10 protein-coding genes are annotated in these 21488 nt (G+C 59.5%); 3 read left to right on the top strand and 7 right to left on the bottom strand.

What is annotated here, in order from left to right; translation table 11 throughout:
* Window positions 1-221: 221 nt before the first annotated feature.
* A complete protein-coding gene (locus V6582_RS13690) occupies window positions 222-1424 on the top strand; it encodes a glycosyltransferase (RefSeq protein WP_156631761.1) in 1203 nt (400 codons plus the stop codon).
* Here the strand turns inward: V6582_RS13690 and V6582_RS13685 are convergent.
* The 7 genes from V6582_RS13685 to V6582_RS13655 form a co-directional block, all read right to left on the bottom strand.
* Entirely contained in the window at window positions 1408-2919 is a 1512-nt protein-coding gene (locus V6582_RS13685; RefSeq protein WP_156631760.1) for a tetratricopeptide repeat protein, read from the bottom strand. The two genes, V6582_RS13690 and V6582_RS13685, sit on opposite strands and share 17 nt — an antisense overlap.
* Window positions 2916-7940, bottom strand: a complete 5025-nt coding sequence (locus V6582_RS13680) for a tetratricopeptide repeat protein (protein WP_197434373.1) — start codon at window positions 7938-7940, stop codon at window positions 2916-2918. Before V6582_RS13680 ends, V6582_RS13685 begins: the two co-directional genes overlap by 4 nt.
* Before the next feature lie 182 nt (window positions 7941-8122).
* Window positions 8123-8512, bottom strand: a complete 390-nt coding sequence (locus V6582_RS13675; protein WP_070166904.1) for a DUF6165 family protein — start codon at window positions 8510-8512, stop codon at window positions 8123-8125.
* 141 nt (window positions 8513-8653) lie between these two features.
* A complete protein-coding gene (locus V6582_RS13670; protein WP_156631758.1) occupies window positions 8654-13270 on the bottom strand; it encodes a beta strand repeat-containing protein in 4617 nt (1538 codons plus the stop codon).
* A gap of 223 nt (window positions 13271-13493) precedes the next feature.
* Window positions 13494-14132, bottom strand: coding sequence for an exopolysaccharide biosynthesis protein (locus tag V6582_RS13665; protein ID WP_156631757.1), 639 nt, complete (start codon window positions 14130-14132; stop codon window positions 13494-13496).
* 114 nt (window positions 14133-14246) lie between these two features.
* Complete coding sequence (locus tag V6582_RS13660; protein ID WP_156631756.1) at window positions 14247-16088, bottom strand: ABC transporter ATP-binding protein; 1842 nt, start codon at window positions 16086-16088, stop codon at window positions 14247-14249.
* Between the two features lie 88 nt (window positions 16089-16176).
* Window positions 16177-17340: a M20 aminoacylase family protein gene (locus V6582_RS13655; RefSeq protein WP_070166908.1), complete on the bottom strand. Its 1164-nt coding sequence runs from the start codon at window positions 17338-17340 to the stop codon at window positions 16177-16179.
* Window positions 17341-17619: 279 nt separating this feature from the next.
* On the opposite strand from V6582_RS13655, the gene V6582_RS13650 reads away from it, so the two are divergent.
* Together V6582_RS13650 and V6582_RS13645 are read left to right on the top strand one after the other, a co-directional pair.
* Window positions 17620-19341 (top strand): peptide ABC transporter substrate-binding protein, encoded by a 1722-nt coding sequence (locus V6582_RS13650; RefSeq protein WP_156631755.1) that lies wholly within the window; start codon window positions 17620-17622, stop codon window positions 19339-19341.
* Window positions 19342-19705: 364 nt separating this feature from the next.
* A complete protein-coding gene (locus tag V6582_RS13645; protein WP_156631754.1) occupies window positions 19706-21412 on the top strand; it encodes a peptide ABC transporter substrate-binding protein in 1707 nt (568 codons plus the stop codon).
* Window positions 21413-21488: the final 76 nt, after the last annotated feature.

Here is a 21488-nt window from a genome sequence, read left to right as displayed (position 1 = left end):
CGCCCTGCCCCACAAGCCGGGAACGGACCCATTCAACCCGACCGTAGAAGCCGAAGCTTTCGCCATGCTGGATTTCCGTCTCGCCGGCTGCGAAACAGCAATGGTCCCATCCGGCGGTTGATAACGCGACCCGCAGCGTTCCAGCGGCTTAAAAAGCAGGTTAAGCTTTTGAAACCGGGGCGAATCGCCCTTCAAACCGCAAAGCCCGGAGATATGCAGCCGTGACCCAGACGCCCAGACGGCCCGTGATCATCCATTGGGGCATATCCAGCTTTTTCGGCTGGGGCATTTATGGCCTCAACCTGGCGCTCAACTGGTCCACCGATCCGCAGTTGGAGCCGGTCACATCCTTTCCGTTGCAATCCGACCAGATCGTCGTCGATCCATTGCGACAACGCGCACTTGGCGGGTTTTTCCGGGCCAGCGCTGACCTTTCGACCCGCATCGCCGCCCAAAGCGAAAAGTCCCTGACGGTCAACACCCCGCTTCTCGCCGGGCTCGGCAATGATTTCACCATGTCGCCCGGCCCCAAAGGCGTGGCGCTTTCCGGCAGCCCGACGCTGGGCGTGGTGTTCTTTGAACTGCCACAACTGTCAGAGGCCACGAAAGCCAGAGCCAAAGCATTGCCGCTGGTGATTGCCGGATCGAGCTGGAACGAAGAGATCATGCGCGCCCATGGCCTCAACAATGTCACCACCGTTATCCAGGGTATCGACCAGACGCTGTTTCATCCCGGCCCGCGCCAAGGCGTTCTGGCCGACCGGTTCCTGGTGTTTTCAGGCGGCAAGCTGGAATTGCGCAAGGGGCAGGATCTGGTGGTTGCCGCGTTTGCCCGGTTTGCCAAACGCCATCCCGAGGCCCTGCTGGTTTCCGCCTGGCACAGTCCCTGGCCGCAATTTGCCCTGACGCTCAACCGGTCCGGCAAGGCAACCGCCATCACCACCAATGAAAAGGGCGCCATCGACCAATCCGCCTGGATTGCCGCCAACGATATCGCGGCCCATCAATTCCTCGATCTCGGCTCTGTGCCCAACGCCCTGATGGCGCCGATCCTGCGCGAGATGGACGTGGCGGTCTTCCCCAACCGTTCCGAAGGCGGCACAAATCTGGTGGCGATGGAATGCATGGCCTGCGGCGTGCCAACCATTCTGTCAGCCAATACCGGTCATCTCGACCTGATTGATGGCAGCAATTGCTATGCGCTGGAACATCAGGCCCCCGTTGCTGGCGAAGGCGCTGGCGTCGGCTCCGTGGCCGGCTGGGGAGAAAGCAGCGTCGATGAAATCGAAGAGACGCTAGAACGGGTCTGGCGCGATCGCAACGAAGCCCGCCGACGTGGCGAGCGCGGCGCGGCAAAACTGGCTGGCTATACCTGGTCGCGCACAGCGGACGCGATGAAAAAGATTATTAGGACTTATTTGTAATCGCCGCAGCCAGCGACACCGCCTGCGCAATCACGGTGCTGAAATCCCCCGCCTCGGTTTGGCGGCAAAGCTGGATGGAGGGATACCAGGGCGACGTTCTGCCCTCAGTACCCCAGCGCCAATCCGGCACTTTCTTCAAAAGGCCGATGGTCGGCACGCCAAGGCTACCGGCCAGATGCAGCGGCGCGGTGCAGACCGAGACGAAGGCCGAAAGCTGGGTGAGGATGGCAGCCGTGTCGAGAAAGGCATCCGCTCCGGCATCGAAATCCGGGCCTGGATGTTCCAGCGTGAAGGACAGGCCCGCCACTTTATAGCCCGACGGTGTATCGGCAGGTTCCAACGCCGCCTCATCAAGCTTTTGCAGGGCAATCAGCCGCGTACCGCCAAGGCCCGCAAAGGGCGATAGCTGTTCGGGACCGGCAAGACTGCGGCCTTTTTCCGCTGGAGACAGGGGATTGCCGCGCCAGACAAAGCCCAGGGCTTTCTCGCCTTGTTTCAAATCCAGCCGTTCGCGCCACAGCGAAACCCGCTCCGCCTGTGGCTGCAAATAGGCGCGAGCCTTCGGCACGCTGCCCGGCGTCAGTTTCAGCCGATGTGGCAGACCAAGCAGCGGAACCTGAAAATCGACGCTTCCTGCTGGCGGGTTCTCTGCCTGTACCCGATCTGCCCCCGGCACTTCCGCCAGCAGCCCGACCAGCTTGTTTGGCACTTGCAGGATCACCTCGCCGCCAAGCGATTTGACCAGGGGTAACAGCTTAACGAACTGGATCGTATCGCCAAGCCCCTGTTCTGCATGGACCAGCAGCCGTTTGCCTTGAAAAGGCCGCCCATTCCAATCGGCGATCTCAGTGTGACGTGCTTCTCCCGGAAAGCCCTCGGCCTGCCAGCGCCATTCGTACTCAGCAAAACCAATGGTATAATCGGAGAGCCGCAGCAGATTGATACCAAGATTATAATGGGCCTCGGCAGACGACGGATAAATCTCCAGGGCCTTGGACAGCAGCGCCATCGCCGCCTCCGCCTCGCCCAGTTCGGCAAGCGCATTGCCGAGATTGTGGAGCGCTATCCGGTTTTGGGGATCGAGCACCAGAGCTTGACGATAAGCGGCAATCGCCGCGGGATAATCATCGAGATCGGCATGGGTTACGCCGATATTGGCGTAACAGGGGGCATTGTCAGGCGCCAATTGCGCGGCGCGTTGATAGGCTTCCAGCGCATCCGGCTTGCGCCCGGCCTCACCCAGCGCATTGCCGAGATTGTACCAGATATCGCTTTCCTCAGGCGCAAGTCTGAGCGCCCGGGCATAAAGCGACAATGATTGCGCCAGATCGCCGCGCGAGCGTTCCGCCGAGGCCAGCAATCTGAGCGCATCGACCTGATCAGGCTCTTCCTCCAGAATGGCGCGGTAATGGGCAATCGCCTCGTCCAGCATGCCAGCCTTGTGCAGCTGAAAGGCCTGGATCAGCCTTTCGCCCGACGCAGTTTGGTTCGTCATGGCTTACGCTCCACCAGCCGCTTGAGGTCTTCTGTCACCGCCTTGGCCACACTTGCCCAATCGCCCGGCTGCGGTTGGCGAAACAGTTTCAGACCCGGATACCAGGGGCTATCGTCTCGACCGGTCATCCAGCGCCAGTCCGCGCCATATTTCAGCAGCGCAAAGCATGGCACGCCCATCGATGCCGCCAGATGCAGCGTGGAGGTGCAGGAGGAAATCACCAGATCAAGCGCGCCAATCGCTGCCGCCGTCTCACCGAAATCACCAAGCTCCGCCCCCGGCGCCTGCATGGCCTTGGCAAAATCCAGACCTGCCATCTGTTCCAGCCCGTCCTTGAATTGCAGGCTGATGAAATGCGCACCCTCGACAGCAAACAGCGGCTCCAGCACTTTCAAAGGCGGCGAACGCCCCTTGTCGGCGCGGGCAACCGGATTGCCCTGCCAGATCAACCCGACCCGCAAAGCCTCACGATGCGCAAACCGCGCTTCCCAATCCGCCACCCGGCGGGGGTCAGGCCGGAAATTGGCTGGGCCGGGTAGCGTTTCCAGCGTGGTTGCAAAAATCAGCGGTAGGCTCATGATCGGTGCCTCGACATCTGCATCGTCAATGGCATCGACGCCCTGGCGGCGCAGGGTAATGTTGCGCCTCTCCACCACCAGCGTTGAAAACAGGCCGATCAGCGGCTCACGCAATTCCAGAATGACATGGCCGACCTTGAGAGCGGCCTGCCGCACGAAACGGGCAAACTGGATCTGGTCGCCCAACCCCTGTTCACCGTGAATCAGCAGCACTTTGTCCGGCAGCGCCTCGCCGGTCCAGCGCGGCATGGGCAGCGTGCGCGCCACCATTTCGGCACCCTGCCAGCGTGCCTCGTAATCGCCAAAGCCCTGCGGCAGATTGCCCGCCATCAGATGCGCATGCGCCCGGTCGATCAGGGTTTCGACATCGCCGGGCAGCAGATCCAGCGCTGTGTCCAGACTGGCGATTGCCTCCTCGACCCGGCCCATTTCGCGCAATGCATTGCCAAGCCCGCGATGGGCCTTGGACAGATCCGGGCGCAGCTCGATGGAGGCGCGGTAAGCCTCCAGCGCTTGCCCATAGCGGTCCGTGTCGCGCAAAAGATTGCCCAGCGTCATATAGGCTTCGGCGCTGGGGCTGGCGTCCAGGCTTTGGCGCAGGCAGACCTCGGCCTCGTCCTGCTTGCCGACATGGCGAAGGGCTATGGCATAATTGGTGTGGAAGATCGGCGTTGAAAGCCCCAGTACCGCCGCTGCCCGCAGCAGGACATAGCCGCGATGGTAATGCAGACGCTCGACCGCCAGCCCGCCCAGCATATGCAGCGCCTCGGCCCGTGTTTCGTCCTCATGCACCAGCGCCGCATAGGTCGCCTCGGCGGCAGTGACATTTCCGGCCATATGGGTGCGGATGGCGGCGGCCAGCCGTTGCTGCGGACCCGGTTGGGCCGGAACGGCAACCACCGGCTCGGCGGCTTCAAACAGCTGCGCCCTGTCCCCGTCGACCAGACTGCCAAGCGCCTGGGCCACGCGGGAGACGACACCGGCAAAGGGCTCCGCCTCCACTTCATCGGCCACCCGGCGAAACACCCGGCTTGCCGGATACCACGGGCTATCGCTGCGGCCACGCAGCCAGCGCCATTCGGCATGCGACTTGAGGATCACCCAGGTCGGGCGGCCAAGCGCGCCAGCCAGATGCGCCACCGCCGTATCGGAGGTGATGACGAGATCGAGATTCATGATCATCGCTGCCGTATCGGCAAAGGCATCGGCGCCGGTGTCGAAATCCTCCGGCGGGCGCTCGACGGCAAAATCCACTGTATCCAACTGTTCTTCGCCTGCCCCTTTTTGCAAGGCGATCAGGCGCACACCGTCGATGGCGGCAAGCGGCGCCAGCACCTGCAAGGGAAAGCTGCGGCCCTTGTCGACCTGCGGATCGGGATTGCCCTGCCAGACAAGGCCGACGCGAAAGCCCGGCTTTGCCGCAAGCCAGCCCGCCCAGCGCCGCACCCGAAGCGGATCGGCAAACAGATAGGCGGGAAAGGCCGGGATCGTCTCGACGACCGTGTTGCAGAGCAGCGGCAGGCTCATCATGAACACGTGGTAATCGAGCGGCGGAACGGGATCGCTTTCGCAGACGACGCCATCGACGTCAGGCACGGTTTGCAGCAGCGCGGCAATCTTGCGGCGGCAGCCAATCATCACCTTGGCAGCACCTTTTGCCTTCAGGAGCGCGGCGTAGCGGACGAACTGGAAAGCATCGCCAAAGCCCTGTTCGGCCAGGACCAGAATGGACTTGCCCGCCAGATCCTCGCCCTGCCAGACCGGCAGCCGAACCCGGGTACGGTCTATGCCGAGGATTTCCACCAGGAAGCGGCGCTCGTAAAGTGGCAGGCCACGGGCATAATCGCCCTCGTTCAGCAAACACATGCCCAGCGCCATTTCCGCATCCGCATAGCCGGGACGGGCCTCAATCGCCTTGCCAAAGGCCAATATCGCCTCGTCCTCGCGGCCGGTATCCATCAGGCTGATGCCAAGATTGCTCCAGGATTCGGCATGGCCGGGCTTGGCTAGCGCGCCTTGCCTCTGGATCCAGCAGGCCAGATCGGCATAGCCGTGATTGCGCTCCGCCACACCCAGATTGCTCCAGGCATCGGCATTGCAGGGGTCAAGCGTCAAAGCCTTTTCCCAGGCGCGGGCGGCGGCCTGCGGCTGCTTGGCTTTCAGCAGCACCGCGCCCAGTTGCACGTGATGCGAAGCCAATTCCGGCTCGATCCGGCAGGCGCGTCGCAGAGCTTCCTCCGCCACGTTGAACCGGCCAAGCGCCAGCGCCGCCGCTGCATAAACCGACAGGGCGTGGCCTGAGCGTGGCTGGGCTTTCAGCACCTCGCCTGCGCGGAGCAAGGCTGTTTCGGCTTCGCCCACCGACGTTTCGCGCCGGGCCAGCGCCAAAAGGCACGGCGCGTGGCCGGTATCGTAGAGTAGCCCATGGCGCAGAGCCCGCATCCCATCGTTCACGAGCCCCGCAGCATCGAGCGCAATGGCAAAATTGCTCCAGTGATCGGCCATCGAGGGGCGGATCGCCACCGCGCGGGCGCTAAAGGGAATGGCCTGCCGCCCTGCCACCGATGAGCGCTCCCCCGCCTCCAGGCACGCCATGCCAAGCAGGTTGAGCACCCGCTCTCTTTGAAAATCCTGTGTCAGCACATGACGGTAAAGCTGCACGGCCCGGCCATAATCGCGGCCCTGATGGCGCTTGATCGCCTCGTTCAATCCGTCACCGGCCTCATCCGGCGCATCATCCGTGGCGCGTCCGGCAAACAGCAGCACTTTCAGCTCATGTGCCACGTCCTGAAGGACCGGTTGCCATTGCCCCGCCTCCGTCTGGCGAAACAGCCGCATGGTTGGGTACCAATCGGTCAAAATGCCGTCCATGCCCCAGCGCCAGTCAGGGGCTTTCTTCAGCAGCAGCCAAACCGGCCTGCCCAAGGCGCCCGCAAGATGGGCAAGGGCCGTATCTGACGTGATGACCAGATCAAGCGACGCCATCAAGGCCGCCGTATCGACAAAGGCATCGGGACCGTCATCCAGACCAGGGACGGGGTGCAGCAGCAATCCCTCTGGCGCTTGCTGATCGGCTCCTAACCCCTTTTGCAGGGAGATGATGTCAATTTCGTCCGAGAATTCGGCAAGCGGCTGGAAGAGTTCCAGGGGCAGTGAGCGGCCCGGCTCACCATAGGCCTTTGGATTGCCCTGCCAGGACAGACCGATGCGAAAACGTGTCTTCTGCTCTTGCTCCTGCCTTGGAGAAAACTCGCCAAGCCAGTCGCGCCAACGCTCGAAAAGCGGTTTTTCCAGGGTGAGATAGGGAACGCGCTGGCCTGTCGCCTCCGGCAGGAGGTTAATAATACCCGGCAGCGACAATAGCGGCACCCAGGCCGCGTAAGCGGGCAGCTCCGCACCATCAGGCAAGAGCGTGATGGACGGTGTCGCGAAAAATTCGGAAAGGCTTAGCAGACGGTAGAGTTGCGGTTGGCAGACGAAAACCACATGCCCAACCCGCTCAGCGATGCGCGGTAAAAACCGGATAAACTGGATGGTATCGCCCAATCCCTGCTCATAAAACACCAGCAGCGTCTGGTCTTGCAGCGCTTCGCCCTGCCAGCGCGGCCCCTGCATCAGCAAGGGCGAGGCGGAACTTCCGGTGGCCTGATCACGCAAATCGTAATCGGTCCAGGCCTCGCTCCACTGGCCTTCCAGCAATTGCAGGCAGGCGCGGTTAAAGCGGTGAACGGGGGCATCGCCGCTGCCGATCAATTGCTTTAGAATCCGGTCCGCACCCTTCAAATTGCCCAGAATACGCAGGCTTGCCGCCAGGTTATTGGCGGCGCGTCGATGCGAGGGATCGAGCGTCAGCGCCTTTGTATAGCTGTCACAAGCTTCGGGTTCGCGTTGCAATCCATGCAACAGCACGCCGAGATTATAGAAAGCCTCGGCATCCGGCTTCAGCTCCAGCGCCCGGCGCAGATGGGCTTCGGCTCCCGCACTGTCGCCAAGCTCCAGCAGGATGACGCCCATTTGAGCCAGCAGCGACGGCTCATCACCGTCAATCGCCAGACCCTGTTGAGCCGCATTAAGGGCTTCATCCCATCGTTTTGCCGATGTCAGGGCCAGAACCAGATTGGACCAGGCGCCAACGGCTTTATCGTCAAGCGTCACGGCGCGAGCACCCATATCGATGGCGCGCTGATGCTCACCCACTGCAATCAGCGGAAGAATCATGTTTTGCAGCAGGCCGGGTTGGTCTGGTGCAAGTTGCAAAGCATGTTCGAAAGCGGGAACGGCCTCAGGCGAGCGGCCGGAAAGATGAAGGGCGAGCGCATAGTAATGAGCGGTCTCGGCATGATCTGGATGGGCCTCGAAAAGAGCCGTCAAGCCCTGCAAGGCCTCAGCCACGCGCCCCTGCGCCAACAGCGAACGGCACTGCGAAACCTCATGCGTCGTCATAACGCGCTCTTCTTTCATCCATTGGCCTGATCCAAGGCCAGGAACATCGAACCGTCATGGTCCTGTTTACCCAAAATCGGCGCGTCGGCCATTTCATATCCAGGCGAAAACATGCTCACGCATCCTCGCCTAAAGGTCAAAAAATCCCAAGCATGGACCGAGGACGATCCATGCGCTATCAATCAGGCCGCAGCATAAGGCTTGTAGGACTTTTCCTCGATGATGTCAGAGCCCAGCTCGACATTGATCTGCCGCTTCAACTCGGCACGCCGGTCATTGGTGACATAGACCGAACGGGCGAGAGACACGAAACGCGGACCGAAATCGCCGTCGCGCTCGCAATCGCGGATATCGTCCTCGATCTCCCAGAGCGCCGTATTGACGGACAGAAGATCACGGCTGATGGCGACGACACCCTGATGATCGGCCACCGGCTTCAGCCGTTCATTGAGCAGAGACAACTCGCGCTCGACATTGGTGCGCTTGGCCTCATCCGTGATCCGCTCTGACTTGATCTGGAGAATGGTGATCTTGTCGATCAACTCACCCCAGGACACCGGAACTTCAATCATTGTAGGTCTCCGATTCGTGGAAATGCCACGATACAACACCGAAGCGAACACTGGGAACCGGTTTTCGATGCCGTGCAATGCTCGTACACAGACAGTTGCCCGGCCCAGGTCAAGAAACCCAGGGCCGGGAGCACTGCTTTATCAGCTCCAGCGGAAGTCGCTGCCCGACATGTTGTCGGCGGTCTTGCCGGACAAGGTCATCTGCATATCTACCGTCCCGTCACCATTGGTATCGACAAACAGAGTTGCCGTATCATTGACGAAATAGGCTTCCGAATTGCCGCTGGCCGAAAGGCTAGTTGATGTCCCAAGGTAGGAGAAGGTGCCGGTCAGCCCGCTGATCACCAGCTTGTCCTCACCATTGACGAAGTCGGTGATCTTGTCCGGGTTCGACGTGGTCGACTTGTCCGCGGAGGTGAAGGTGAAGAGGTCGGATCCGGCCCCGCCCGTCACTGTATCGGAGCCGCTGCTCATATAGATCGTGTCATTGCCAGACCCCAAGTCCACCGTCGTATTGGTGCTGCCCGACAGCACGATCAAATCGGCCCCCGTACTACCGGTGATATACTCGATATTGGCCGTGGTCAGCGTCGAGGCGGAACCGAGCGTCAACGTGTCAGATCCCGTGCTCAGATCAATCGTCACGCCGGTATACTGGCCGGAAATGGTGATCGTATCGTCATAGGCAGAACCGACCAGGGTTTCGACACTGGAAACAGTCGCGGTCGCGGCTTTCTCAAAGTTCAGGTAATCCGCGCCTGTACCCAAGAAATACTGGCCGTTGGAGATTTCCGTGTCCCTGATATAGACCACATCGGTATTGCTGCCGCCGGTAACGGATTCGACATTATAGAGGCTGATCATATTGGAATAATTGCCGAGCGTGACCACGTCGTTACCGTCGGCCAGGTTGAGTTCGATGCCCGACACCTGAGCACCCAATGTCACCTTGTCGTCGCCGGAACCACCCGTGACCGTTTCAACGCCGACGATTGTCACCGTGCTCGAAGAAGAAGCCAGCTTGACTTCGTCCTTGTCCCCACCCAGTGAAATATAGCCGCTATAGGTCGTGCTGTTGATGGCGATATAGTCAGCCATGGACTGACCGATGATGGTTTCTGCATTCGCCACCGTCACCGTATTGGTTGTGTCGGCCAGCGTGAGCTTGTCGGAACCATCGCCCAGATCGATAAATCCACCGGTCCATTGCGTGGCCAGCGTGATGATGTCGGCATTGGAGCCACCATTGACCGTCTCAACGTTGGAAACCGTTGCCGTCAGGCCCGCGCTCCAGCTCAGGGTATCCTGGCCATCGCCCAGATTTAGAGTTGCCCCGCCGATCGAACCGCTGACAGTCAGCACATCGTCGCCGGTTGACCCGACCACCGTTTCTACATTGGCGATCGTGACGGTTCCGGATTCGCCGAACGTCAGCAGGTCATTGCCGCTGCCCAGATCCAGCGTGCCGCCGGTATAGACGCCAGACAAGGTGATGTCGTCGATCATCGAGCCGCCAGTCACCGTTTCGATATTTTCCACCGTCACCGTATTGTTGGCGGAAGACAGGATCAGGCGGTCACTGCCAGCATTGAGATTGATGAAGCCACCCGTAATCTGTTCGCCAAGGGTGATGACGTCGCTGCCGACATCGCCGAGGATGGATTCTGCGCCGGTGACGGTGACAGTGCCGCCCAGTTCCGACATTTGCAGAACATCGTTGCCGGCCCCAAGCTTGATCGTGGTTGCCGTTATCGCGTCGGAAAACTCGACCGTATCGTCTCCCTCACCACCGGTCACCGTTTCGACACCCGACAGGGTCACCGTGTTGCCGGATGCCGAGAAGATCACGCCATCCTGACCTGCGCCCAGGTTGATATAGCCCGATGCGTCTTTGGCAAGGGTGATAAGATCGGCGGCAGCACCACCCGTCACTGTTTCAACGCCTGAAACGGTCGCCGTGCCGCCGACATCACCGATGATGAACTGGTCATTGCCGGCACCAAGCGAAATCGTGCCACCGGTCATATAGGCTGAAAGGGTAATGATGTCGTCGACAGCCGACCCGACAATCGTTTCGATGCTGGAGACCGTCAGCGTACCGCCTTCACCCGCCAGCGTCAGACTGTCAAGACCATTGCCGAGATTGAGGGTCATGCCGGTCGTACTGGAGGCCAGCGTGAACACGTCGCTGTTAGTGCCGCCAGAGATGCTTTCCACATTGGCAAGTATGGCCGTATTGGCATAATTGCCAAAGATGACGGTGTCATTGCCATCGCCGAGGTCGATATTGACGCCAGTGACCGTCGCATTGAACCGGATGACTTCATCGCCGGTCCCGCCGATGATCGTCTCCACATTGGCAGCCGTCACCGATCCGCCATTATCCTGGAATTTCAAGGTATCGATGCCATCGCCCAGATCGATCATGGTCGCGCCGCCGACCGTGCCGATAACGACCGTATCCGAACCGGAACCGCCGGTGATGGTTTCGACATTGGAAATCGTGATGAGGTTCTTCATGGCGGTCGCGTCGGCGTCATCGACATCGGCCATGATGATGGTATCGACACCGTCGGCAAGATCGATACTGCCCTTGAACCCACTGGCAAGGATGATTTTCTGGGTTCCACTACCGCCGACCAGCGTTTCGACATTCTGTACGGTCACAGTCGCACTGCCACCGATCGTCAACGTATCGTCACCCGCACCGAGGTCGATCGTGCCAATGGTCACGGTTCCTGAAACCGTCACGACATCGTCCGCAGCACCGCCGATAATCGTTTCGATATTGACCGCGGTCAGGGTGCCGCCCTCATCGCTCAACGTTAGACTGTCAAGGCCCTTGCCAAGGTCAATCGTACCAGCAGACATGTCGGTGCCGAGCGTGATGATGTCGCTGGACGTGCCGGCATTAATGGTCTCAACATTCAGAAGCGTGGCTTCATTGTTGAAATTGCCGAAGGTGACGCTGTCATTGCCCGAGCCTAGGTCGAGATAGACTCCTTGAGCGGCGCGATCAAACTTGACTACATCGATGCCGTCATCGCCGATGATGGTCTCGATATTGCGGGCCGTGACCGTGCCGCCTTTCATGATGGTCAGCGTATCGATGCCAGTACCCAGATCGATCAGAGAGCCGGTAATGGCGCTGGTGATATACACTTGATCGGTCAAGGTGCCGCCGACGATGGTTTCAATCCCGGCGATGGAAACGGTATTATCAAAATCACCCATCGTGAGCTTGTCGGAGCCGGAGCCGAGCGAGATCAGATTGCCGGTCAACAGGGTCTTGTAAAGGATCTGCTCGCTGGCGGAACTGCCCAGAATTGTCTCGACGTTTGAAATGGTCAAGGTTCGTCCGGAACCGGTAAGCGTCAATGTATCATCGCCGCCCTTAAGGTCGATTTCACCACCCGTCGAGGCGACCGAAAAACTGATCGTGTCTTCACCATCACCGCCGATCAGGGTTTCGACACCGGAAATGTTGATCGTGTTGGAACCATCGGCCAGCGTCAGCTTGTCCATGCCGGTGCTGAGATTGATCGTACCCTTGGTCAGCTCGGTGGTCAGCGTGATGATATCGCTGGAACTGTCGCCGGTAATGGTTTCGACATTAGCGAAAGTGACAGTGTTATTGTACTTGGCCAGTGTTACGCGGTCGCCATCGTCGTCCAGATCGATCAGGCCGCCGGTTACCTGCGTTTTGAAAATAATATAGTCTTTGGTTTCACTGCCGATGATATTCTCGACATTTTTCAAGGTGGCCGTGCCGCCGTCCTCATTGAAGACCAGGGTATCTTCGCCGGCTCCGAGATCGATCAAGCCGCCGGACTTGGCTTCCTGCATGTAGATAAAATCGCTGCCAGTGCCGCCATAAATGGTCTCGACGCCATAGACACTGACGGAATTGGTGTAATTTCCCAGAACGAGCGTATCATTGCCGCCATTCAGAGAAACATATCCGCCGGTAAACGCACTCCCGATCGTGACGTGATCGCTTCCGCTCGATCCGACGATGCTTTCGGCATTGGAAATTGTCAGCTTGTTGGTATAATTGCTGAGAAGGACAGTATCATCGCCATCACCGGCATCGATACTGAAATTGGAAGCCTTGCTGTTCAGCTGAATACGGTCGTCGCCGCTGCCCGCCACGATTGTTTCGGTATTGGAGACATAGACCGTGCCGCCGCCATCGCCGAGACTGACATAGTCGTTGCCGGAACCGAGGTCCACGCGGCGCGTTTGGTCGCCGCTTTCACTCTGCATCGTCACGATATCGGACTTGGTACTGCCGGTAACCGTCTCGACATTGATCAGGGTGACAGTATTATCGAATTTGCCAAGGATTACCCGGTCCGAACCGGTTCCGAGATCGATATAGGTTCCGAGCGCCTGGGCGCTCATCGTCAAATAGTCATTGCCCTGGCCAGCGACGATCGTTTCCACATTGAGGATGGTTGCGGTGACGCCAAGGTCTGAAAAGGTCAGGCTGTCGATGCCGGCGCCCAGGTCGATGTAACCTGAGGTAGCCTTGGTATCGTAGAAAATCTCGTCCCCACCGGTGCCGCCCAAAACGGACTCGACATTCGACAGCGTGACGTTGTTATCAAAATTGCCAAGGATCAGCTTGTCGCTGCCACCGCCAAGATCAAGGTAAGCCCCCGAAACCTGATCGGTCAGGAGAATAATGTCCGTTGCACTCGTTCCAGTCAAACCATCAAGACTGCTTACAGTCGTTGTCTTATTAGACGTTGCCACGGCAAATCCCCATTGTGGTAATTGCCGACGCAGGTCAGCAACAAAGCGTTTGGTCGACACACGCTCGACCGGCGATCATGGGGAAAGATAGGAAGCGAAGCTGTCGCGAAACTTGCCATGTGGTCGATTAGCAACCCAAAAGCCGTAAAGGAATGGCGAGACACGCCCTGGTACACGTTACCGCCATTCCGGCAGCGTTGCGCTCATTCACAGGCAATTCGGTTTAGCCAAAGGATATGCTGAACAGCAACAAAGCCGCCTTGCCGAGCGCCACAGTCACGCCCGCGACGACCACAATCGACAGAAGAAACACCACGCTGCCCGCCAGCGCGTAAAGCCCGTCCTTCTCCAGAAGCGCGAAAGCAAACAGCGACAGGGCAATGGCTGGCAGGATATTGCCGAGCGGAATGGGCAACGCGAGAATGATGGCCAGAATGAAGGCCATGATTCCCAGAAGGTTTTCCGCCGGTCCCTTTACCAGCAGGCCAAAGCGCGGCTTCAGCAGCCTCTCGCCCCGGGCAAGCCAGGGCACGATCCTGGCGACGATGGCGGAAAAATCGGCCCGCGCCAGCGAGCGTTTGGTGATCCAGCCCGGCAGCCAGGGCCGCCAGCCCAGCATCAACTGTGCCGCCAGAAAGACCAGCGGCGCGCCTGTTATGGCGGATGTACCAGGCGGGGTCGGCACGATATTGGGAAGCGCGAAGATCAGGATCAATGCGCCGAAAGCCCGGTCGCCGAGCGCTGCAAACAGATCGCCGATTGAGACCCGCGCCCGCGTTTCATCCTCAGCAATCCGAAAAAGGATCTGCGAAAGTGGCAGGGCCTCCGTCTGCTCTGCTTCACCGCCCACTTTCTGATCCATTACCGCTCCTCAAAGGTCGATACGGAACCCGAAAAGCGCTCCGCAGCGAACGGCATATGGAAACTCCCGGACGCCAGCGCAAGGGCAAGATGATGGCGTAAGGACGAGCGGCGCTTACGCTATTTCCTGCACCAGATGTCCCGCCGAGACTTCCCGGTAGTGGCGCGCTGGCGGTTCATAGCCCAGAGGCCGGACAGGGCTCTTGATTTCATCGGTCGACATTTGCCGGGTAATGTTGCGACGCGCCGGATCAGGTACCGGCACCGCGGCGATCAGCTTTTTGGTATAGGGATGCTGCGGATTGTCAAACACCGCCTGGCGCGGTCCGATCTCGACGATTTCACCCAGATACATTACCGCCACCCGGTGGCTGACACGCTCCACCACCGCCATGTCATGGGAAATGAACAGATAGGCGAGATTGAAGCTTTCCTGCAAATCGAGCAGCAGGTTACACACTTGCGCCTTGATCGAGACATCAAGCGCCGACACCGCCTCGTCGGCGACGATGACTTTCGGATCGAGCATCAGCGAGCGGGCAATGGCAACGCGCTGGCGCTGGCCGCCGGAAAACTCATGCGGGTAGCGGCGCATCATATCGGCACTGAGGCCAACGCGCTGCAACAGATCGGCAGCCTTTTCGCGCGCCTGTGCCTTGGTGCCGAGATTATGCTCCAGGAACGGCTCCATCACCGCCGCTCCGACCGACATGCGCGGATCAAGGCTGGCAAAGGGATCCTGAAACACCATCTGGATGCTGCGGCGCATCTTGCGCAGGGTGCCACTGTCGAGCGACATGACATTATAACCGTCAAGCGCAATCGTGCCGCTGCTCGGCTCGATCAGCCGGGTGATCGAGCGGCCCGTCGTCGATTTGCCGCAACCGGATTCACCGACCAGCGACAGGGTCTCGCCGGGCCTGAGATCGAAGCTGACATTTTCCACCGCATGCACAGCGCCGGACTTGCGCCCCAGCAGGCCGGAGCGGATAGCAAAGCGTGTCGTCAGGTTTTTCACTTCGAGGATCGGGCGCGGCACCATGTCGAGCGCGCCCACTTCCGCCTCCTCGACCAGGGTGTCGCCCGTCTTGATGTCGATCACCGGAAACCGCATCGGCAAGGCATGGCCGTGCATCGAACCGAGTTTCGGCACCGCCGACAGAAGTGCCCGCGTATAGGGATGCTGACCACGGTTGAAAATATCGTCCGTCGTGCCGCCTTCGACCATTTCTCCCCGGAACATCACGATGGTGCGGTCGGAGACCTCTGCCACAACTCCCATGTCATGGGTGATGAACAGCACCGACATGCCTTCTTCTTCCTGCAGGACCTTAATCAGGTCGAGGATCTGGCCCTGGATGGTCACATCCAGCGCCGTGGTCGGTTCGTCGGCAATCAGCAGTTTCGGCTTGGTGGCCAGCGCCATGGCGATCATCACACGCTGGCGCATGCCGCCGGAAAACTGGTGCGGAAATTCATCGAACCGACTTTTGGCATTGGGAATGCGGACCTTTTCCAACAGCCGGATCACTTCGGATTTCGCCTCGGCCCTGGAAATATCGCGGTGGCACAGGATGGCCTCGGCGATCTGCTTGCCGATCGGGAAAATCGGGTTGAGGCTGGTCATCGGCTCCTGGAAGATCATCGAAATATCATTGCCGCGCACCCGGCGCATCTCTTCCGGCGCCAGCGTCAGCAATTCGCGACCATTCAGCTTGATGCTGCCCTCGATCCGGCTGAAATTCTTCGGCAGCAATTGCATGATCGACAGGGAGGTCACACTCTTGCCCGAGCCGGATTCGCCGACAATGGCGACGGTCTCGCGCGGCGCGACATCGAAGCTCATGTTGCGCACCACGGAAGACCACTGGTCGCCGATCCGAAACGAAGTGGTCAGATTGCGCACGGACAGAACGGGCTGGACATGTCCGTTCTGCGTGGTGAGATCTTCAGCCATAGGCTCGTTTTCCCCTGTTTTCGGCCTCGATTTCACGACCGAGGCACTTTATTATTCATCCGCCGCAACAAACACGGGAGACAGCCAGTCAGGCTGCCAAACCGGTTTCGGCCAATTCCACCCAATAGCTGATGCCGTAGGGAATAGCCTCGTCATTGAAGTCATAGGCCGGGTGGTGAAGATTGGCCGTATCGCCGACCCCTAGGAAAATGAAGGCGCCCGGACGGCTTTCCAGCATATAGGAAAAATCCTCGGCGCCCATTTTCGGCGCCATGTCGGTCTTCACCCGATTTTCACCGGAGATCCTGGCGGCAACCGACGCGGCAAACTCCGTCTCTTGCGCGTGATTGAAGGTGACCGGATAGCCCCGGTGATAATGCACTTCAGCGATAGCGCCGTGCGCCATGGCCGTGGCACTTGCCACTTCCTGCACGCGCTTTTCGGCAAAATCGCGGATCTGTGGCAGCAGAGTCCGCACAGTGCCGGTCAGGGTCACATCCATCGGAATGACATTATAGGCATCGCCGCCATGGGTGGTGGTGACGCTGATGACCAGCGATTCCAGCGGATCGACGCCGCGCGACACGATCGATTGCAAGGCAATGATCACATGCGCCGAAACCAGGACCGGATCGACCGACATATGTGGCTGGGCGGCATGGCTGCCCTTGCCCTTGATGACAATCTCGAACGTATCGGACGCCGCCATCAGCGACCCCTTGCGAATGGCGAAATCGCCAAGCGGCACGCCCGGCGCATTGTGCATTCCGAACACCTGGGAAATGCCGAACCTGTCCATCATTCCGTCCTGCACCATGGCAAGACCACCGCCGCCGCCTTCTTCTGCTGGCTGGAAGATCACCGCAACCGAGCCCGCGAAATTGCGGGTTTCGGCCAGGTGCTTCGCCGCGCCCAGCAACATGGCGGTGTGGCCGTCATGGCCGCAGGCATGCATCTTGCCCGGCACCGTCGAGGCCCATGGCGCACCGGTGATTTCGGTGATCGGCAAGGCATCCATGTCGGCACGCATGCCAATGGTGGTGCCCTCGCCGCGATTGCCCTTGATGATGCCGACGACACCCGTTCTGCCAATGCCTGTTTCCACCACGTCGCAACCGAATTCCTTCAGCTTCTGCGTGACGAAAGCTGCTGTCTGATGCACATCGAACAACAGCTCCGGTGTCTGGTGCAAATGGCGCCGCCAGCCTGCGACCTCTTCCTGCAAGGCGCTGGCACGGTTCAAAATGGGCATGAATGACCTCTTTTTGCTGTTCCCATCCGATTTTCGATGGCATACTGTTCATCAACTTTAGCGTTTTGCAAGTCGCAAATGCAATGAATGAACAAAAAATAGCCTGAAATGGTAGCGGCTCAAAACTTAATCAAATCATTGCGCCGGGCCACGCTTGGGCACCAAAGCGCTCCGTCATCTTGTCTATTATTTTAGTAGATTAAACCTCTGCGTTCTTGACTCTGGGCGCCGCGCTGCGAAGCAATGCGATCATCTCAATCAAAGCAGGACACGGCAACCATGACATATAACAGCCCCTTAAGGGCGCTATCGGCAGCCGCCATTTTCGTAGCGACGGGTGCGCTTGTCAGCACCCCTGCCATAGCCGCACGCGGCACGGACGGCGACGTAAAGATCCTGTTCTGGCAGGCCGTCTCCAATCTCAATCCCTATCTTTCGGGCGGCAGCAAGGAAGTCTATGCCGCCTCGATGGTGATCGAACCGCTGGCCGGTTTCGATGAGCAGGGCAATCTGTTTACCCGGCTTGCTGCCGAAATCCCCACTGTTGACAACGGCGGCATCGCCAAGGACATGACGTCCATCACCTGGAAATTGAAACCAGGCCTGACCTGGTCGGACGGCGGCACTGTCAGCGCCGATGACGTGGTGTTCACCTGGAAATATTGCATGGCGCCCGGCGGCGGCTGCGCCCAGGCGGCCAAGTTCGACGGGGTAAAATCGGTGGAGGCCATCGACCCGCTGACCGTGAAGGTGACCTTCGACGCTCCCAAACCCTTTCCCTACAGTGCCTTTGTCGGCCAGCTCTCGCCAATTATCCAGCAATCCCAGTTCAAGGATTGCCTGGGCGAAAAAGCACCGCAATGCACCGAAGCCAATTTCAAGCCGCATGGCACCGGACCCTTTATCGTCCGGGATTTCAAAGCCAATGACGTCGTGCTGTTTGACGCCAATCCGCGCTACCGCGATCCGGCCAAGCCGGCTTTTGCGAGCATCACCCTGAAAGGTGGCGGCGATGCGATGTCGGCGGCCCGCGCCGTGCTGGAAACCGGCGAATATGATTTTGCCTGGAATACGGTGGTAGAGCCGGAAGTAACGGAATCCATGCTGAAAGCCGGCAAGGGCACCATGACCTCGGCCTTCAGCTCCACGGTTGAGCGCATCCAACTCAACCCCTATGCCGTCGATGCGGCTCTCGGCGCCAAACGCTCCACCAAGGAGGCCGGTCCTCATCCAGCCCTGTCAGACCCCAGGGTGCGCCGGGCGCTGGCGCTCGCCATCGACCGCGACGTGATCGTTGAGGCAGGCTATGGCGCTGCCGGCCAGCCGACCTGCAACATCATTCCGGCCCCGGATATTTTCGCCTCCAAGGCCAAGACCTGGTGCGGACGCCAAGATCTTGAAGGGGCCAACAGGCTATTGGACGAAGCCGGCTGGAAAAAAGGCCCCGACGGCATCCGCGCAAAAGACGGTCGCAAACTGTCCTTCCTGTTCCTGAGCACTACCAATTCGGTGCGCCAGGGCACGCAGGTTCTGGTCAAGGACATGTGGTCGCAGATCGGCGTCGAAACCGAATTGCGCAATGTCTCCGCTTCAGTGTTCTTCGGCGGCGACCCGGCCAGCCCCGACACCTACCAGAAGTTCTATGCCGACGTGCAAATGTATGCCAGCGGCTTTGAAAGCACCGATCCGGAGAAATTCATGGGCGGCTTCACCTGCGAAAAGATCCCCACTCCCGCCAACAACTGGCAGGGTGAAAACATCGCCCGCTACTGCGATCCGGCCTATGACAAGCTGGTAGGGGAGCTGCGCAGGACCTCCGGTACCGAAAAACGCGCCGAACTGGTCCGCACATTGAATGACATGATCGTCAATGACGGCCTGGTCATTCCGCTGGTCAATCGCGGTGAACCCTCGGCCATCTCGAACACGCTGAAGGGTGCAAAGCTCAATCCGTGGGATTCACAGTTGTGGAATGTTGCGGATTGGACCCGTAGCAAGTAAGGTCCATGATAAGAACTGCATATTGACACGCGACATGCTGGCGCCAGTGACGCCAGCATGTCCGAAGCGCCTTGCCGCTGAATGGTACCTTGTGAAGGGTACCGTGGCCCGCACCCTATCCACAGTTGATGCACGGTCTCGCATTTTCCATCTTGAATGAAAAATAAGCTTGTGATTTTATAGCCCAAAATTTGGGCAAACCAATAATCAGGACAGGCAATCCGACCAGGCCCAGAGGGGATCATAGGGCCGTATACTCTTTAAATTCAATGCCATTGAGGCAATGGGGAAAATTGGCAGCGTCCTTGCTTACGCTGCCAGAAGAAAACTCTCGACCACGAGATTAACAAGGGAACAGCAAACCATGCGTAACATCCGGTTGATTCTGGCGGCATCCGTCGCGTCATTGATGATGACGGGCGCGCCAGCCATGGCCCAGCGCGGCAGTGATGGCGATCTGAAACTGCTTTTCTGGCAGGCCGTGTCCACCATGAACATCTATCTGTCCGGTGGCACCAAGGAACAATATGCATCCTCCATCGTCATCGAGCCGCTGGCCGGCTTCGACGAAAAAGGCGAACTGGTTCCCAAGCTGGTCGACACCATCCCGACCGTGGAAAACGGCGGCGTCTCCAAGGACCTGACCACCATCACCTGGAAACTGTCGAACGGCATCAAGTGGTCGGATGGCACGCCGGTTACCGCCGATGACGTGATCTTCACCTGGCAATATTGCACGGCAGACGGCGGCGGTTGCGCCCAGAAGCAGAAATACGATGGCGTAAAGAGCGTCGAAGCGATTGATCCGCAGACCATCAAGGTGACGTTCACCTCGCCAAAGCCCTATCCCTATTCGGCTTTTGTCGGCTCGCAGGCACCGATCATCCAGAAGGCCCAGTTCAAGGATTGCCTCGGCCCCAAGGCGCCGGAATGCACGGCTGCCAACTTTGCCCCTATCGGCACCGGTCCCTTCAAGGTCAAGGAATTCAAGCCGAACGACGTGATCACCTTCACGGCCAATGAAAACTACCGCGATCCGGCCAAGCCCGCCTTTGCAACCGCAACGCTGAAGGGCGGCGGCGATGCGCTGTCAGCGGCCCGCGCCGTGATGGAAACCGGCGAATATGACTATGCCTGGAACATGCAGGTCGAGCCTGAAGTGCTGGCAACCATGGAAGCTGCCGGCAAGGGCAAGATCATCACCGCTTTCGGTAGCCAGGTCGAGCGTATCAACCTCAATTTCACCAATCCCGATCCGGCGCTGGGCGACAAGCGCTCCACCAAGGAAGGTGGACCACATCCCGCCTTGTCCGACCCGGCCGTGCGCAAGGCGCTCTCCATGGCCATCGACCGCGACGTGATTGTCGAGGCTGGCTATGGCCTCGCCGGCAAGCCGACCTGCAACATCGTCCCCGGCCCGGATATCTATGTCTCCACCACCAATGACTGGTGCCTGAAGCAGGATATCGACGGCGCCAACAAGCTGCTGGACGATGCCGGCTGGAAAAAGGGCTCTGACGGCATTCGCGCCAAGAACGGCGTCAAGCTGAACTTCCTCTACCTGACCTCGACCAATTCCGTCCGCCAGGGCACCCAGGCACTGGTCAAGGATATGTGGTCGCAGATCGGCGTTGGCGCTGAACTGCGCAACGTCTCGGCCTCGGTGTTCTTCGGCGGCGATCCGTCCAGCCCGGACACCTACCAGAAATTCTACGCCGACGTGGAAATGTACACCAACAATTTCGACGGCACCGATCCGGAAGCCTATATGGCCGAATGGATGTGCGACAAGATCCCAAGCCCGGCAAACGGCTGGCAGGGTCAGAACATGCCGCGCTATTGCAACCCAGACTATGACAAGCTCGTTACCAAGCTTTCCCAGACCGCCAAGATCGAAGAGCGCGTCGAGATCGTCAAGAAGCTCAACGACATGCTGACGGAAGCCGGCGCGCATCTGCCGCTCGTCTATCGCGGTCAGCCTTCGGCCTTTGCTGCAAGTCTGAAGGGCATCAAGATGACTGGCTGGGACAGCGAGTTGTGGAACATCGCCGACTGGTCGCGCACCAAGTAACAGCGCCTTGCCGGGCCCGCATGACACGGGTCCGGTGAGCTGGCGGTTGTCGGCACCCCCTGGGCGCCGACGCCCC

The sequence above is a fragment of the Agrobacterium vitis genome (assembly GCF_037039395.1).
GTDB lineage: Bacteria > Pseudomonadota > Alphaproteobacteria > Rhizobiales > Rhizobiaceae > Allorhizobium > Allorhizobium vitis_E.
Note: the sequence above shows the minus strand (reverse complement) of the source record. Positions and strands in the feature narration are given on the sequence as shown.